Genomic DNA, 15,169 nt, shown 5'->3' with positions numbered 1-15,169 from the left:
ACACGGACTACCATGGCCAAGAAACGCTTTACCGACAACCTTTCCGGACTCTTTGAGGACAACTACCTCATCGGCGACGACCCCCAGGCCGTCAACGAGGAAGTGGTCGAAGTGGACGTGCCCGTCAAGAGCAAAAAGGCGCAGAAAAAGCTGAGCAGCAAGAACTTCACCCAGGACCTCGACGTGTTCCTGGGCGACGATAAGCGCCGCACCGCCGCCCGCGCCCCCCGCCGCCGCCGCACCGGCCTGGATTACCTGATCCGCAGCACCGTAGCCGACGATCCCGACCGCGAGCCCGACGAGCCGGCCAAGCCCGACACCAAGCGCGTCACCCTGGTGTTCGTCAAGGATCACCTGCTCACGCTCAAGGAGCAGGCCAAGAGCCGCAAGATGTACCTCAAAGATGTCGTACAGGAGATGGTAGCGCAGTACCTGGAGAAGTAGCGTAACCTATCGAGGGGTTTATGGTTATCTTCCGACTGCACAATGCTTAAGTCGTTCTAGATGCGTACCCTCCTGCTGCTCCTTCTCGCCACTACCTGCGCCCTGCCCGGCCTGCTGCCGGCCCAGACGTCCCGCGTAGAGTTCGGCAAGAATCGCGTGCAGTACCACCGCGACTTCGACGAGTGGGAGAAGTATGAATCCGACAACTTCATCACCTACTGGTACGGCAACAACCAGGGTGTGGGCCAGGCCGTGGTGCAGATGGCCGAGTACGATTTCGCCTACATCCAGAAGATGCTCGAGAGCCGGATGAACGAAAAGGTGCAGCTGATCACCTACCGCGACATCACGGACGTGAAGCAGAGCAACATCGGCGCCGAGGAGGTCTTCGAGCTACGCGGCAACCAGTCGCTCAATGCCAACACCAGCTACATCTCGGGCACGGAGGCCAAGTTTTTGGGGAACAAGGCCTTTGTCTACTTCACGGGTGACCACAACGACCTGCGCCGACAGGTGCGCGAGGCCATGGCCAGCGTATACATCGAGCAGCTGCTGTACGGCTCCTCGGTGCAGGAAGTGGTGCAGAACGCCGTGCTGCTCAACCTCCCCGCCTGGTTCAAGCCCGGCCTGGTGGCCTACCTGGGCCAGGACTGGAACACCGAGCTCGACGACCAGCTGCGCGACCTGATGGCCAGCGGCGAGTACGAAGACTTCAACGAACTGGCCGCCGACTACCCCCGCCTGGCCGGCCACTCCTTCTGGTACTACATCGCCGAGAACCTGGGCAAGCCCACCGTATCGAACCTGCTGTACCTGACGCGCATCAACCGCTCGGTCGAAAACGGCTTCCTCTACGTGCTGGGCAGCAACTACGAGACCGTACTGTTCAACTGGCTCGACTTCTACCGCAACCGCTATAACGCCGACAGCCGCGGCCGCCGCGTACCGACGGAGGACGTGCTGTCGATCAAGAACAAGAAGCAGCTGCCCATCACCCAGGTCAAGGTGAGCCCCGATGGTAAGAAGATCGCCTACGTGCTTAACGAGATCGGCAAGTACAAGGTCTACCTTCAGGACATCGATACCGGCGAGCGGGAACTGCTGCTCAAGGGCGGACAGCGCAACCTTCTGCAGGCCACCGACTACGCATATCCCCTCATCGACTTCTCGCCCACCAACCAGGAAGTGGCGATCATGTACGAACACCGCGACCAGCCCAAGCTGCTGCTGTACGACCTGAACTCGGGAGAAAAGACCGTAGACATTCTCGGCATCCGCCTTGACCGGGTGCTCACCATGGCCTACGACTCCCCGAACACCTTCCTGATCTCGGCGATGGCCGATGGCTTCAGCGATATCTATACCTATTACCCCGCCTCCCGGCAGGCCGCCCGGATCACGAACGACTTCTACGACGACCTGGATGCCGTACCCGTGAACGTGATGGGGCGCCGCGGGGTGGTCTTTGCCAGTAACCGCCCGGATACCTCCCTGCTGGCCCGGAAACTGGACACCCTGCTGCCCATCGGTACCTACGACCTGTTCTACTACGACCTGGAGGGGAAGCCCGGCGAGCTGGTTCGCATCACCGATACCCCCCTAGCCGATGAGCGCGAGCCCGCCCCCATCGACGGCGACCACTTCAGCTACCTGAGTGATGCCAACGGCATCTACAACCGCTACCAGGCCCATCTGGAGACCTACCTGGACCACTACGAGCAGACGATCTACCTGGAGGACGGCACCGAGATCGTCCTGCACGGCGACTCCACCCTCGAAAAGCTCGATACGGCGCTGATCGACTCCATCGCGATCTACCCCGTCATTAAGGAACGGGCGGTCACGGAGGCTACCACCAACTATGGCACCAACATCCTTACCCTCGACGCCAGTGGTAAGCTGCCGATCGGAGTAGAGAGTTTTCTGGACAACGGCACGACCTACCTGCGCCGCTTCACCTTCGATACTACGGCTACAGTGGATCTGGCGCCTACGGTGTACCGGCAGTCCAGCTACCGGCAGGCGGGCCAGCGCGTGCCTCAGTTCACGACCACTACGACCCAGCCCGCCGACCGGGTGATGCGGCCCAACCTGACCAATCCGGAACAGGCTACGGACCAGGAAGGTCTGCTCTTTCAGACCCGCTTCACCGACCCGGCCACCGTGCCTTCGGTACCCGCTGAGGAGGAGCCTACGGCGGTAGAGGACCTGCTCGGCGTGCCCGCTACGGCAGACACGCCGCCGGCCCCCGCCGCGCCGGACAGTACCGGTACCCGTCCGCCCCTCACCATAGTGGGGGCACGTATCCCGGAGCGGGTACGACGGGCACAGCAGGGCAATAGCGGCAACGGCCAGGCCCGACCCGCCGTGCGCAGTGAGCGGCCGGCCCCTGAGCTCAATCGCATCTACCGCTTCCGGCCCGGACGGGTGACCGCCTACCGGAACACTTTCCGCGTCAACTACGTCAAGACCACCGCCGACAACGAGCCGCTGTTCAACGGGATGAATGCCTTTGCCGCTAACCCGGACGGCTATACCCGCCAGCCCGTTGGTATCCTGTTCAAGGGCAATATCGTGGACCTAATGGAGGACTACGTCATCGAAGGCGGTATCCGCGTACCTACCACCTTCAACGGCACGGAGTACTTCCTGACGGCCTCCGACGTGGAGCACCGCCTGGATAAGATCTACTCCGTCTACCGACGCAACCGCCGCGAGCAGCAGGGCATCTATCCCAACTCGACCATCCTCAATCAGGCCCGCATCGTCGAGGAGAATACCCTGATGGCCCAGTACGGCGTGCGCTACCCCCTCGATATCTTTCGTAGCCTGCGTGCTACCGCTACCCTGCGACGCGATCGCGTACAGACGGTAGCTACTTCCGAACCCGCCCTGCGCAGCGAGCCCCTGAGCACGGAGCGTATCGGCCTGCGGCTGGAGTATGTGTTCGACAACACCCTGCCCCTGAGCAAGAACCTCCTGATGGGTACACGCTACAAGGTGTACGCGGATGTATTCAAGAGCTTCAATATTTCCTTCGACGACGAGGTCGGCTCACAGTTCGAGCCCGGCGTGCTGGGTATCGTAGGCGTCGACGCGCGGCACTACGAGCGCATCCTCCGGCGCAGCATCATCGCCCTGCGGGTAGCGGGTGCGACTAACTTCGGTAAGCAGAAGATTCTCTACTACCTCGGCGGGGCGGACAACAGCATCGACCCCAACAACTTCAACCGCAGCATCCCCACCCCCACGACGGGCGACTTCGTCTTCCAGGACCTGGCTAACCCCCTGCGTGGTTTCGACGTCAACATCCGCAACGGTGCCACCTACGCTCTGGCTAATGCCGAGCTCCGCGTACCGGTCTTTACCTACCTGTTCAAGAACCTGCGCTCGGCCTTCCTGCGCGACTTCCAAGTCGTCTCCTTCTTCGACGTGGGCACCGCCTGGACCGGCAGCAGTCCCTTCGACGAAGACAACCCCGTCAACATCACCGAGTATCCCGACCAGAGTGCGGATGGCTACAGCCCGGTGCGCGTGCGCGTCCGCCGCTTCCGTGAGCCCATCGTATACGGCTACGGCGCCGGCGTGCGCACCACGCTATTCGGCTACTTCCTCCGCGCCGACTACGGCTGGGGCGTAGAGACCGGCAACCGGCAGAAGGGCAAGATCCATGTGTCGCTTGGACTTGATTTTTAGACCCCTTTGGGGGTAAGTCGCCTGTCGGCTGGTACGACCCCTTCGGGGAGTAGACCGCTGTCGCGGGTAGAGCCGTCAGCAATGGGCGGTAGCTCTACTCCCCGAAGGGGTCTACCCAGCGCGGCGTCGTCTACCCGGCGAAGCCGGTCTATTACACCACCAGCATAGCATCCCCATAAGCAAAGAACTTATACTTCTCCTTCTGGGCTACGGCGTAGGCTTCGAGGATGAGGTCGATGCCGCCGAAGGCGCAGGTGGTGATGAACAGGCTGCTCTTGGGGAGGTGGAAGTTGGTGAGCAGGTGATCGGGGATGTGGAAGTCGTAGGGGGGGAAGATGAACTTGTTGGTCCAGCCCTCGCTGGTGGCCAGGAGGCGCTCGGCGCTGACGCTGTTCTCTACGGCGCGCAGGGTAGTAGTACCTACTGCACAGACCAGGCCGCCGTCCTTTTTGGTGGCATTGACGGTATCTACGGCGGGCTGCTTGATCTGGAAGTACTCGGCGTCCATCTTGTGCTTGCTGAGGTCTTCTACCTCGATGTCGCGGAAGGTGCCCAGGCCGAGGTGCAGGGTGACTTCGGCCTTCTTGATGCCGGCCAGCTCCATGCGCATGAGCGTTTCGCGGCTGAAGTGGAGTCCGGCGGTGGGCGCGGCTACGGCACCTACTTCGGAGGCGAAGACGGTCTGGTAACGCTCGGCGTCGCGGGAGTCGGCCTCGCGCTCAAGTAGCTTGGGTAGGGGAGTGTTGCCCAGGGAGTGGAGCTCCTTAGTGAACTCGTCGTTGGGCCCGTCGTAGAGGAAGCGGATGGTGCGGCCACGGCTGGTGGTATTGTCCACGACTTCGGCGACCAGGCGGTTGTTGCCCCGCTTGTCATTGAAGTACAGCTTATTGCCGACGCGGATCTTGCGGGCGGGGTCTACGAGTACGTCCCACAGGCGGGCCTGGGCGTTGAGCTCGCGCAGCAGGAACACCTCGATGCGGGCCTGGGTCTTCTCCTTGAGGCCGTAGAGGCGGGCGGGAAAGACCTTCGTATTATTAAACACCAGGCTGTCGCCCTCGCTGTAGCGGTCCAGCAGGTCCGTAAACTGCTTGTGTTCGATCTCGCCCGTATCCCGGTGCACGATCATCAGGCGGCTATCGTCGCGGCGCTTGCTGGGCGTACGTGCGATCAGTTTGTCGTTGAGCTCAAACTTAAATTGTGATAGCTTAGTCCTCATCCCGGTTGCGTATTTTGTCGTGCTTTGTTGCGAAACAGCCGGCAAAAGTACGGAATTTTCTTCGTGCGAGTGGTCGGTGGGCGGGGACGCTGGTGCGATGTGTTCACCACAGAGGATGCGGAGGTACGTTCCAGACATGGAGGCGTCTTACCCGAGCCAAAGGCGAGGTCTACCCCCGGAGGGTCTACCAAGCGAATCGATCTACCCCCCGAAGGCGGTCTATATTCCCGTCATTCGTCGAAAACCCCGCACCCGCGCGCCGCCGCCCCCGTACCTTGCCATTCATTAATCCCGCACCGCATGATCCTTTCTAAAGTACTGGCTGAAAGCCTCCGGCAAGCCTGGCAGCAACTGACGGGCAACAAGCTGCGCACCTTTCTCTCCCTGCTCGGTATCTCGATCGGCATCTTTTGCATCATCGGGGTGCTCTCGGCCGTGCAGTCGCTGCAGGACAATGTGTCGGGTAGTCTGGCCAAGCTCGGCGACGACGTGGTGTACATCGATAAGTGGCCCTGGAAGGATAATAGCGACGACTGGTGGGAATACTTCCAGCGGCCCTATCCCGACCACGCCGACTACGAGGCCCTGAAGGAAAACCTGGCCACCGCCAGCATCGTCAGCTACTGGACCGTGCCCGGCTCCCGCACCATGAAGTACAACAATCAGGCCGTGGAGGGGGGCTACCTGTTCGTGACCACCTACGAGCTGGACCGCATCTTCAACGTAGAGATCAACCGCGGGCGCTACTGGTCTACGGCCGAGTACCGCAACGGCAGCGATAAGATCCTGCTGGGGGATATGCTGGCCTCGGAGCTGTTCGGGCCAATCAACCCCATCGGTAAGACCATCAAGATGGGCGGCCGCAAGTACGAAGTGATCGGCACCCTGGCCCCCTCGGGCGACGATCTGATCAACCCCCTCGACTTCGACGACGCCATCATGGTGACCTACAACAACGCCGCCCGCTTCATCAATCTGAAGAACCGCAACCAGTTCGGCGGCACGGTAGGGGTGAAGGCCAAGCCCGGCGTGGAGATGGAGCGGCTGCAGGACGACATCCGCGGCATCCTGCGCTCCAACCGTCAACTGCGGCCGCGGGAAGACGACAACTTCGCGCTCAACGAACTGAGCATGACGGCCGACGCACTGGGCAACTTCTTCGGGGTGCTCAACATCATCGGCTTCGTGATCGGGGGATTTTCGATCATCGTGGGCGCGATCAGCGTGGCGAACATCATGTTCGTAAGCGTAAAGGAGCGCACCAGCCTGATCGGAGTCAAGAAGGCCCTCGGGGCGCGGCAGTACGTGATCCTGGTCGAGTTCCTGACCGAGTCGATCATCCTGTGCATCATCGGCGGACTCATCGGACTGGTCATGGTCGTAGGCGTGACCTCCATCATCAATCAATTCCTGCCCGGCTTCCAGATCACGCTGAGCCTGATCTACGCCATCGCCGGCGTGCTGATCTCGGCCGTAGTGGGCATCCTGGCCGGCGTAGTGCCGGCGCTACTGGCCGCGCGGATGGATCCGGTGGAGGCCATGCGCAGCTAGTCGGCCAAGCCGTTTACTGTACGCGGCGCACCGAGGCGTCGCGGTAGCCGGCCTGTCGCACCTGGGCCTTGAGGGTTTCGGCCTCGTCCTGGAAGTAGTACTTGCCGGTAAAGACGCGGAAGATCTTGCCGACCTGGGCGGTCCAGACGTCGCCGAAGCCGAGCTCCACCAGGGTAGCGGCGAGGCGCTCGGCGTTGGCCTGCTTGCCGAAGGCACCGACCTGAACGCCGAAGAGCATGGCATCAGACGAAATTTTACGCGGGCGCTGGGGGGCTTTGGATACGCGGTCGACCTTCACTACGGGCGGGGTCGCGGGTGCGGTGGTCGTGGGGGGAGCGGGCTTGGGCGGTACCGGCACGGCTACTTGAGGCTGCTGGTCGGTGACGATCTCCGAGCCGACGTCGGCGGCATTCTGCTCCCGCTGGGCGCTGGCCCAGGCGGCGCGCTCGCAGGCCGGGCCGTCGGTGCCCAGGGAAACGACCCGTAGGCGCACCTGTGCTACGCCGCTGCGCAGCAGCCCGATCTTGCGGGCGGCGGCCTTGCTGAGGTCGATGATGCGATCCGGATGGTGGGGCCCACAGTCGTTGACCCGTACGTTCACCTTGGCTCCGCTGACCACGTTGGTGACTTCCAGGACGCTGTTGTAGGGGTACTCCTTGCTGGCGGCGGTGAGGGCGGCCTTATCGTAGGTCTCGCCCGTACTGGTGGGCAGGGTGTGGAAGCGGTCGGCGTAGTAGCTGGCCTGCCCCTCGGTGCGCTGGGCCAGGGCGGGGAGCGTGAGGAGGAGGAGAACGGCCAGGACGGTGAGCCGGTGCAGCGAGGACAGCATCTTGAGTGGTTTAGTGGGAAAGGTAGGAAGTTTTGGGGGCTTAAGGGACAGCGCACCGGCGGCCGCGGCTGCTGTAACACCCGGTGAAACGGGGTCATAAAGGAGCAAAGCCACTAAAATCGGCGATTAGCGTACTAAATCACTACATTTGGTTGAACACACTCTCACTCAATATCAGGCGATGCAGATGCTACTGGAGGACGCCGACCTCTTCGACGCCCTAAAGGATGGCCGCTACGAGCTCATCGACCAGGTGTACCTGCAACACCGTGAGGCATTCATCACCTACGCCCAGCGCCAGCTTCACGCCACGGAGGAGGACGCTACGGACTGCTTTCAGGATGCCGTCATCGCCTTTTATAAAAACATCGTGGGGGGGCGGCTCGTGGAGCTGACCTGTAGCATCCGCACCTACCTGTTCAGCATCGGCAAACGGCTGGTGTACCGCCGCAACCACCAGCGGCAGCGCGAACAACCCACCGACCACGAAGCCGGCATCAATCCGGCAGACGAGCTGGACTGGAGCCTCATCGATCGCTTCGAGAACGAGCACCAGCGCACGATCCTGCAGCAGGCCATGGCCAAACTCGGCGAGCCCTGCCGCGAGCTGTTAACCCTCTATTACTACCACCACTATCCCATCGAAAGTGTGATGAACGCCCTGGACCTCCCGTCCGCCGGCGCAACGCGTATCAAGAAAATGCGTTGTCTAAAGGAGCTCAAGAAGCTCGTCAAGCCCTAACCAAAATGAACACTGAAGACCAAGATCGTATCGAGGAGTACCTGCTCGGCCGGTCGCCCGATCCCGGGGCTTTCGAACGCGAGCTCCGGCAAAACCCCCAACTCCGCCAGGAAATGGAATCTACCCGCTTTGCCCTCGACGCCATCACGGCCGGTGAGGACCACGTCCTCAAGAACCGCCTGCGCAAGCTGGAGGACGGACTATCCACACGGACTCCCGTAGCCGATACCCAGACCGTAGCCAAGGTCGTGCCTATCGACCGCAAACGCCGCCGGCAGTGGGTACGCTACGCCGCCGCGGCGGCCGTCATACTCTTCCTGGCCGGCTACTTCATGCTGCGCCCGGCCCCCGGTGAGCGGATCGAGTATGCCCTGGACCAGATCACCCCCTACGACAACATCGCCTACTCGATCACCAAGGGCGGCACGGACGACGCCGACCCCCGCGCCGCGGCCTACACCGCCTACGAAGCCGGTGACTACGCCGCCGCCGAAGCGGCCTTCAACGCCCTGGAGGCCCCCGCCGCGCCGGAGCAGTTCTACCTCGCCCAGAGCCTGCTGGTCCAGCGCAAGTACGACGCCGCCCTGCCGCTGCTGGAGCGCCTGGCCACGACCCCCGACTTCAACCTGGCTCAGGAGTCTAGCTTCTACGCCGCCACAGCCCGCCTCGGACTGGGCCAGCCCGCCGAAGCCACCGGTACCCTGGAGACCATCGCGGCCGATCCCGCTCACCCCATGCAGGCCGAGGCCCGTAGCCTACTGCAAGCGTTGTAAGAATATGACCGCAAAAATCGGACTGGAAGACGTACGCTTCCACGCCCCCCACGGCTTCTACGACGAGGAGCAGCTGATGGGCAACGAGTTTAGTATCGACGTAGAGGTAGAAGCCGACGTAGCCCTGGCCGCCTCTACCGACGACCTGGCCGGTACGGTCAGCTACGCCACCATCTATTACCTGCTGCAGGCCGAGATGAAGAAGCCCACCCAGCTACTGGAAGCTCTGGCCTACCGGATTGGCAACCGGATCATGGAGCAGTTCGATGGCGTACAGAGCGTGCGGCTGAAACTGCGCAAACTGCACCCGCCGCTGGGGGGGCGCGTCGGCGCGGCGTACGTGGAGATCACCCTGGGTGGGGCGGGCGGCGGCGGCGGTGCATTCGGCGGCATGCAGGCCCAGCAGACCTTCGAGGACCCCACGGAGGAGGAGTACGCTGACGATGACGGCTTCGACGACGGGGGCGGTTTCGACTTCAGCCGCTTCGGCTAGCCTTAACGCTTCGGAGCAAACTAATGGTCCGGAAAGCGGCTTATAGTAAGGCATTTCGTCAAACTACCTCCTATGCTTCGTCTTTCCGGTCTACTGCTGCTATCCTTGCTCTTCGTAGGGTGCACCAGCCAGCAGATCAACCAAACCCTCCAGACCGTGCTCAACGGCGGACTCTCCTCCACCGAGATCGGCAACGGCCTGAAGGAAGCCCTCCGCATCGGAGCCCGCGACGGTGCCGAAGAGCTCGCCCGACCCGGCGGCTACTTCGATGACCTCACCTACCGCATCCTGCTCCCCGAGGAGGTACGCAAGGTGACCGACCGGCTGCAGGCCGTACCGGGCTTCGGAAACATCGAGGAGGTGATCCTGAAGAAGATCAACCAGGGCGCGGAGGATGCCGCCAGCAAGGCCGCTCCCATCTTCGTCAACGCTATTCGCAGTATGACCATCCAGGACGCCGTCGGTATCCTCAAGGGAGAGAACGACGCCGCCACCCAGTACCTGAACCGGACGACCGCCGAGGCCCTGACCGCCGAGTTTGCCCCGGTCATCAATACCAGTCTCGACAAGTACGACGCCAATAAGGTGTGGCTCGACGCCGCCACGGCTTACAACAACTTCCCCCTCACCCGCCAGAAGGTCGATACCGACCTGGGGGCCTACGTCACCCAGCAGGCCCTGAACGGCCTGTTCAAGAAAGTAGCCCTCAAGGAGCTCGACATCCGCCAGAATGTCTCGGCCCGCACCACGGACCTGCTCCGGCGCGTCTTTGCCCAGCAGGATCCCGGCGCATAACATCACCCAAACCAACATACCATGAAATTACAGGGACGTAGAACCAGCGGTAACATCGAAGACCGGCGCGGCCAGCGCGGCGGCGGCGGATTCAGTGGCGGCGGTGCCGGCAAATTCGGCATCGGCACCATCGTCATCATGGCGATCGTCTTCTTCATGGGCGGCAACCCCCTCGACTACATCGGGCTCGGTGGCGGCGGCGGCAACCCGGCCACTACCCGGACCACCCCGGCCGATCCCAATAACCTGCCCGGCGGCAATGTCCAGGAAGCCGGCTCCTACGCCAATATCGTGGGCGTCACGCTGGGCTCCACCGAAGAGGTGTGGAAGCAGCTGTTCCCCCAGCAGTACGGCCGCAACTACCAGCAGCCCGTGCTCGTGCTGTTCGACGGACAGAGCCAGTCGGGCTGTGGATTCGCCAGTGCGGCGACCGGTCCGTTCTACTGTCCGGCCGATAACAAGGTCTATATCGACCTCTCCTTCGCCGACCAGCTCCGGCAACGCTTCGGTGCACCGGGCGACTTTGCGCTGGCCTACGTGGTTGCCCACGAGGTCGGTCACCACATTCAGAATCAGCTGGGCTACAGCCAGATCGTGAGTAAAGCCCGCGGACGTAGCAGTAAGGAGGAGGCCAACGCGCTTTCCGTGCGCCTGGAGCTCCAGGCGGATTACCTCGCCGGCGTTTGGGCCAAGTATGCTAACCAGGAAGACCAATTACTCTCCCCCGGTGATATCGACGAGGCTATCGCGGCGGCTACGGCCATCGGTGACGATCGCCTGCAGATGGAAGCCCAGGGCTACGTCGTACCCGAAAGCTTTACCCACGGCACCTCGGAGCAGCGGGTGAAGTCCTTCACGGCGGGCTACCAGAGTGGCGATGCCAGTAAGGAGGCGCTGGACCGCTTTTTCTCGGCCCGCTCGCTGTAGTCGCTATACGGTTACACTCCCGTACACCTGCTCGATCTCCTGCAGCGTACCGTATAGCACGGCGGTATCGAACTCACTGACCAGCACCTTACGGTACTGCTTGATGTGGGGCAGGCCGCGGAAGTAGTTCGTATAGTGGCGGCGCATTTCCAGTATACCCAGCGTTTCGCCCTTCCAGGCGATGCTGCGCTCGAGGTGCTCCCGGGCGGCGGCTACGCGCTCCTCTACGGTGGGCGGGTCCAAGAGTTGTCCGGTCGCGAAGTAGTGCTTGATCTCGCGGAAGATCCAGGGGTAGCCGATGGCGGCCCGGCCCACCATGATGCCGTCCACGCCGTAGCGGTCGCGGTAGGCGGCGGCCTTTTCCGGCGAGTCGATATCGCCGTTGCCGAAAATGGGGATCTTGATGCGGGGGTTGTCCTTGATCTTACCGATCAGCGACCAGTCGGCCTCTCCCTTATACATCTGCTTGCGGGTACGGCCGTGGATGCTGAGGGCTTTAATGCCGACGTCCTGCAGCCGTTCGGCTACCTCCAGGATGTACTTGCTGTTGTCGTCCCAGCCCAGGCGGGTCTTCACCGTCACGGGTAGGGGGGTGCGGTCTACGATGGCCTTGGTGAGCGCGACCATCTTGGGGATGTCCTGCAGGATGCCCGCGCCGGCGCCCTTGCTGGTAACTTTCTTGACCGGGCAGCCGAAGTTGATGTCCAGTACCTCGGGCCGGGCTTCGGTGACGATATCGGCGGCCTGCACCATACTCTCCAGGTTGGCCCCGAAGATTTGGATGCCGATGGGCCGCTCGTAGTCGTAGATGTCTAGCTTCTCCACGCTCTTGGTCGCATCGCGGATCAGCCCCTCCACGCTGATGAACTCGGTGTACATCATGTCGCAGCCCTGCGCCTTGCACAGGGCCCGGAAGGGGGGATCGCTCACGTCCTCCATGGGGGCCAGGAGGAGGGGGAATTCACCCAGTTCGATGTCGGCTATCTTGACCATACGTGTGCAAGGTACACCTGAGGGAGGTGGTGGGTTGAACGTACGGGCGGCGGGGCGCAGGTGCCGGGCAAATGCACGAACTGTTGGCGTAGGAGGTACCTTTCGGCTAATGTCACCCGCCGGCCATCAGCATACCTTCGACGACCGCTGCGCCCGGCTCCGGGAACGCGTGGACCGCTGCCTGCATAGCTTTGATATTCCGGGCATTTCCCTGACCTGTTTCGACGGTGACCGCACGTGCTCCATTCACGCCGGATACCGGGAGGCCGGTACGACGGACCGAATAACCGATCAAACCATCTTTGCCGCCGCCTCCCTGGGCAAACCTATTCTGGCATATATTTTCCTGCGTTGTCTGGAGCAGGGTATGGTTGCACTGGACGTTCCCCTGGTCGAGTACGGTGATTACCCGGAGGTAAGACACCTGCCGGGTCATGAGCGGGTGACCGCGCGTATGGTGCTTTCCCATCAGTCGGGGCTTCCGAACAGCCAGAGCCACGAGCCCCTGCGCCTGTTTCAGCCACCGACGTCCGGCTTCAGGTATTCCGGCGAGGGATACCTATGGCTCCAATTCATACTACAGGGGCTCTTAGATGCACCGCTGGACGAGATCGCGCAGCAGTGGGTATTTACTCCCCTCGGGATGCAACGCAGCAGTTTTGTCTGGCAGACTGACGAAGACTATGCCCTGCCCCACGACCGCCTGATGAACGCGCAGCCAAAGCAGCAGTACCACCGTGCCTCAGCAGCCAATTCTCTGAGCACCACGAGCACCGACTACGCCAGGTTCCTACAGGAAATCATCGCGCCGCGCCACCTTTCGAAGGCGCTGGCCAGGGAGATGGTCCAACCACAGGTAGAAGTAGCCAGAGTAGGTCTCAGAAGGCACCGTGTGGGCTGGGGGCTGGGCTTTGGGTGGCAGTCCGCCGGCAAGCAGGGTGAGGAATCCTGGCACTGGGGGAATCTGGGGGGCGAGCGGTCATACCTCATCTTCTCCCCCACGGAAGCTAGGGGACTGGTATACTTCGCCAACAGTGCCAACGGGTTACTGTGCACCCGGCAATTTTCCGATATTTTCCTCGGCACCCCCCAGCCTGGATATACCTGGTATGGCTTCAACTGGCGGGGTAGGTATAAGCGGTGGCGGGCAAGATTGGGGGGCTAGGATCACCCCCCCTTCATGACTACCTGCGGTGGCGGCGGCTAGCCGTACCTTCACCCCCTTCATAATACGTCCCAGCCCATGACCGGTTCCATTTTCAGCGAGGTACGCCTCGGATTCGCCCGCATCGTTTTCTCCCATCCCAGCCACAACAGCATGCCCTCCGGTCTGCTGGCGCAGCTGGTCGAAGCGATCGATGCCGCCGCCGCCGACCCGAAGGTGCGGGCGCTTCTACTGCGTAGCGGTGGGGAAGGAACCTTCTGTGCCGGAGCAAACCTGGATGAGCTGCTATCTATCCAGGACGAAGAGAGTGGACGGAGTTTCTTCATGGGCTTCGCTAACGTCATCCTGGCCATGCGCCGCTGCCCCAAGCCGATCGTGGTAGCCGTACAGGGCAAGGCCATCGGTGGGGGCGTGGGGATCGCTGCGGCGGCCGACTACACCCTCGGCTGCCGGGGCGCGCAGGTGAAGCTGAGTGAGCTGGCGATCGCCATCGGCCCCTTCGTCATTCTGCCGGCCCTGATCCGTAAGCTGGGCGTGAGCGCAGCCAGCGAGCTCTGTCTGGATACCGAATGGCACAACGCCGAGTGGGCACGGGAGAAGAACCTCTACCAGCGCGTATACGCCGGCCCGGAGGAGCTTTTCCGGGAGGCCCGCCTGATGGCCAAGCGCTTTGCGGACTACAGCCCCGAGGCCGTCCGCCGACTCAAGCAAAGCCTCTGGGAAGGCACCGAGCACTGGCCCGAGGAGCTGGCGCGGCGGGCCGAGATCACCGGTCAGCTGGTGCTGCAGGACGAAGCCAAGGCCGCCCTGTCCAAGTTCAAATCACGTTAAGCACACGCAGCGATGAAGCACGTAGTCGTACTCTCCGGGGCCGGTATCAGTGCGGAGTCCGGACTGAAGACCTTCCGCGACAGCAACGGACTCTGGGAGGAGCACCGCGTAGAAGACGTAGCCACCCCCGAGGCCTTCGCCCGCAATCCGGAGCTGGTTCTGCGCTTCTACAACCTGCGCCGCGCCCAGCTCAAGACCGCTAAGCCCAATGTAGGCCACCGACTCGTCGCCGCGCTGGAGGAGGATTACCGCGTCACGGTCATCACCCAGAACGTAGACGATCTGCACGAGCGCGGTGGCTCTACCGAAGTGGTGCACCTGCACGGGGAGCTGACCAAGGTGCGGCCCGTCGATAGCACCGAGGGGGTGCGGTCGTGGGACGGTGACCTGCTACTCGGCGACCTAGACGACACTGGCACGCAGCTGCGGCCGCACATCGTCTGGTTCGGTGAAGACGTGCCGCTGATCGAGCAGGCCGCGCTGACCGTACAGACGGCCGATGCGGTAATCATCGTAGGTACGTCGCTACAGGTGTACCCGGCGGCCGGTTTGCTAGGCTTTGCACCGGCGCCCGCGCCCGTAGTGTACATCGATCCGGCGCCCAGCGTGGGCTATGAGTTGCGGGGACGCGAGCAGCTGCACGTGCTGGAAATGGGCGGTAGCGAGGGGATGGAGCGCGCGCGGGAGCTGCTGGCTCGCCTGCTGTAGCCTATC

General features: G+C 62.5%; 14 protein-coding genes. 11 read left to right on the top strand and 3 right to left on the bottom strand.

What is annotated here, in order from left to right; translation table 11 throughout:
- Positions 1 to 12 precede the first annotated feature (12 nt).
- Both MJQ68_RS09460 and MJQ68_RS09455 read left to right on the top strand, forming a co-directional pair.
- Positions 13 to 444: a hypothetical protein gene (locus MJQ68_RS09460; RefSeq protein WP_238750820.1), complete on the top strand. Its 432-nt coding sequence runs from the start codon at positions 13 to 15 to the stop codon at positions 442 to 444.
- A gap of 60 nt (positions 445 to 504) precedes the next feature.
- Positions 505 to 4,140, top strand: a complete 3,636-nt coding sequence (locus MJQ68_RS09455; RefSeq protein WP_238750818.1) for a hypothetical protein — start codon at positions 505 to 507, stop codon at positions 4,138 to 4,140.
- A gap of 151 nt (positions 4,141 to 4,291) precedes the next feature.
- Here MJQ68_RS09455 and queA read toward each other — a convergent pair whose 3' ends face one another.
- A complete protein-coding gene (gene queA / locus MJQ68_RS09450; RefSeq protein ID WP_238750817.1) occupies positions 4,292 to 5,356 on the bottom strand; it encodes a tRNA preQ1(34) S-adenosylmethionine ribosyltransferase-isomerase QueA in 1,065 nt (354 codons plus the stop codon).
- Positions 5,357 to 5,656: 300 nt separating this feature from the next.
- Between queA and MJQ68_RS09445 the strand changes: the two genes are divergently transcribed.
- Complete coding sequence (locus MJQ68_RS09445; RefSeq protein ID WP_238750816.1) at positions 5,657 to 6,907, top strand: ABC transporter permease; 1,251 nt, start codon at positions 5,657 to 5,659, stop codon at positions 6,905 to 6,907.
- A gap of 13 nt (positions 6,908 to 6,920) precedes the next feature.
- Here MJQ68_RS09445 and MJQ68_RS09440 read toward each other — a convergent pair whose 3' ends face one another.
- Entirely contained in the window at positions 6,921 to 7,736 is an 816-nt protein-coding gene (locus MJQ68_RS09440) for a septal ring lytic transglycosylase RlpA family protein (RefSeq protein WP_238750815.1), read from the bottom strand.
- A gap of 148 nt (positions 7,737 to 7,884) precedes the next feature.
- Between MJQ68_RS09440 and MJQ68_RS09435 the strand changes: the two genes are divergently transcribed.
- From MJQ68_RS09435 to ypfJ, 5 genes are all read left to right on the top strand, one after another.
- On the top strand, positions 7,885 to 8,478 hold the full coding sequence (locus MJQ68_RS09435; RefSeq protein WP_238750814.1) for an RNA polymerase sigma factor: 594 nt from the start codon (positions 7,885 to 7,887) through the stop codon (positions 8,476 to 8,478).
- A gap of 5 nt (positions 8,479 to 8,483) precedes the next feature.
- Positions 8,484 to 9,251: a hypothetical protein gene (locus MJQ68_RS09430; protein ID WP_238750813.1), complete on the top strand. Its 768-nt coding sequence runs from the start codon at positions 8,484 to 8,486 to the stop codon at positions 9,249 to 9,251.
- Between the two features lie 4 nt (positions 9,252 to 9,255).
- Positions 9,256 to 9,744 carry a dihydroneopterin aldolase gene (folB, locus tag MJQ68_RS09425; protein ID WP_238750812.1) on the top strand — a complete coding sequence of 163 codons (489 nt, stop codon included), beginning with the start codon at positions 9,256 to 9,258 and terminating at the stop codon, positions 9,742 to 9,744.
- Between the two features lie 72 nt (positions 9,745 to 9,816).
- On the top strand, positions 9,817 to 10,539 hold the full coding sequence (locus MJQ68_RS09420; RefSeq protein ID WP_238750811.1) for a DUF4197 domain-containing protein: 723 nt from the start codon (positions 9,817 to 9,819) through the stop codon (positions 10,537 to 10,539).
- Between the two features lie 21 nt (positions 10,540 to 10,560).
- A complete protein-coding gene (ypfJ, locus tag MJQ68_RS09415; protein WP_238750810.1) occupies positions 10,561 to 11,466 on the top strand; it encodes a KPN_02809 family neutral zinc metallopeptidase in 906 nt (301 codons plus the stop codon).
- Between the two features lie 3 nt (positions 11,467 to 11,469).
- On the opposite strand, the gene dusB is transcribed toward ypfJ, so the two are convergent.
- The gene (gene dusB / locus MJQ68_RS09410; RefSeq protein ID WP_238750809.1) at positions 11,470 to 12,459 is read right to left on the bottom strand and encodes a tRNA dihydrouridine synthase DusB; all 990 of its coding nucleotides are present in this window, start codon (positions 12,457 to 12,459) and stop codon (positions 11,470 to 11,472) included.
- A 109-nt stretch (positions 12,460 to 12,568) separates the two neighbouring features.
- On the opposite strand from dusB, the gene MJQ68_RS09405 reads away from it, so the two are divergent.
- The 3 genes from MJQ68_RS09405 to MJQ68_RS09395 all read left to right on the top strand — a co-directional run bounded on the left by MJQ68_RS09405 (position 12,569) and on the right by MJQ68_RS09395 (position 15,163).
- Positions 12,569 to 13,624, top strand: a complete 1,056-nt coding sequence (locus tag MJQ68_RS09405; RefSeq protein WP_238750807.1) for a serine hydrolase domain-containing protein — start codon at positions 12,569 to 12,571, stop codon at positions 13,622 to 13,624.
- Between the two features lie 78 nt (positions 13,625 to 13,702).
- Positions 13,703 to 14,455: an enoyl-CoA hydratase/isomerase family protein gene (locus tag MJQ68_RS09400; protein ID WP_238750805.1), complete on the top strand. Its 753-nt coding sequence runs from the start codon at positions 13,703 to 13,705 to the stop codon at positions 14,453 to 14,455.
- A gap of 12 nt (positions 14,456 to 14,467) precedes the next feature.
- Positions 14,468 to 15,163: an SIR2 family NAD-dependent protein deacylase gene (locus MJQ68_RS09395; protein ID WP_238750804.1), complete on the top strand. Its 696-nt coding sequence runs from the start codon at positions 14,468 to 14,470 to the stop codon at positions 15,161 to 15,163.
- Positions 15,164 to 15,169: the final 6 nt, after the last annotated feature.

The organism is Neolewinella maritima, assembly GCF_923081025.1.
In the GTDB taxonomy this organism is placed as follows: domain Bacteria; phylum Bacteroidota; class Bacteroidia; order Chitinophagales; family Saprospiraceae; genus Neolewinella; species Neolewinella maritima.
The sequence above is the reverse complement of the archived record's forward strand: the minus strand, read 5'-3'. Positions and strand labels throughout refer to the sequence as shown.

Coding starts and splice junctions, on each gene's coding strand:
- MJQ68_RS09455 (WP_238750818.1), top strand. CDS start 505: ATGCGTACCCTCCTGCTGCTCCTTCTCGCCACTACCTGCGCCCTGCCC.
- MJQ68_RS09445 (WP_238750816.1), top strand. CDS start 5,657: ATGATCCTTTCTAAAGTACTGGCTGAAAGCCTCCGGCAAGCCTGGCAG.
- dusB (WP_238750809.1), bottom strand. CDS start 12,459: ATGGTCAAGATAGCCGACATCGAACTGGGTGAATTCCCCCTCCTCCTG.
- MJQ68_RS09405 (WP_238750807.1), top strand. CDS start 12,569: ATGTCACCCGCCGGCCATCAGCATACCTTCGACGACCGCTGCGCCCGG.
- MJQ68_RS09430 (WP_238750813.1), top strand. CDS start 8,484: ATGAACACTGAAGACCAAGATCGTATCGAGGAGTACCTGCTCGGCCGG.
- MJQ68_RS09440 (WP_238750815.1), bottom strand. CDS start 7,736: ATGCTGTCCTCGCTGCACCGGCTCACCGTCCTGGCCGTTCTCCTCCTC.
- MJQ68_RS09420 (WP_238750811.1), top strand. CDS start 9,817: ATGCTTCGTCTTTCCGGTCTACTGCTGCTATCCTTGCTCTTCGTAGGG.
- MJQ68_RS09395 (WP_238750804.1), top strand. CDS start 14,468: ATGAAGCACGTAGTCGTACTCTCCGGGGCCGGTATCAGTGCGGAGTCC.
- ypfJ (WP_238750810.1), top strand. CDS start 10,561: ATGAAATTACAGGGACGTAGAACCAGCGGTAACATCGAAGACCGGCGC.
- MJQ68_RS09400 (WP_238750805.1), top strand. CDS start 13,703: ATGACCGGTTCCATTTTCAGCGAGGTACGCCTCGGATTCGCCCGCATC.
- folB (WP_238750812.1), top strand. CDS start 9,256: ATGACCGCAAAAATCGGACTGGAAGACGTACGCTTCCACGCCCCCCAC.
- MJQ68_RS09460 (WP_238750820.1), top strand. CDS start 13: ATGGCCAAGAAACGCTTTACCGACAACCTTTCCGGACTCTTTGAGGAC.
- queA (WP_238750817.1), bottom strand. CDS start 5,356: ATGAGGACTAAGCTATCACAATTTAAGTTTGAGCTCAACGACAAACTG.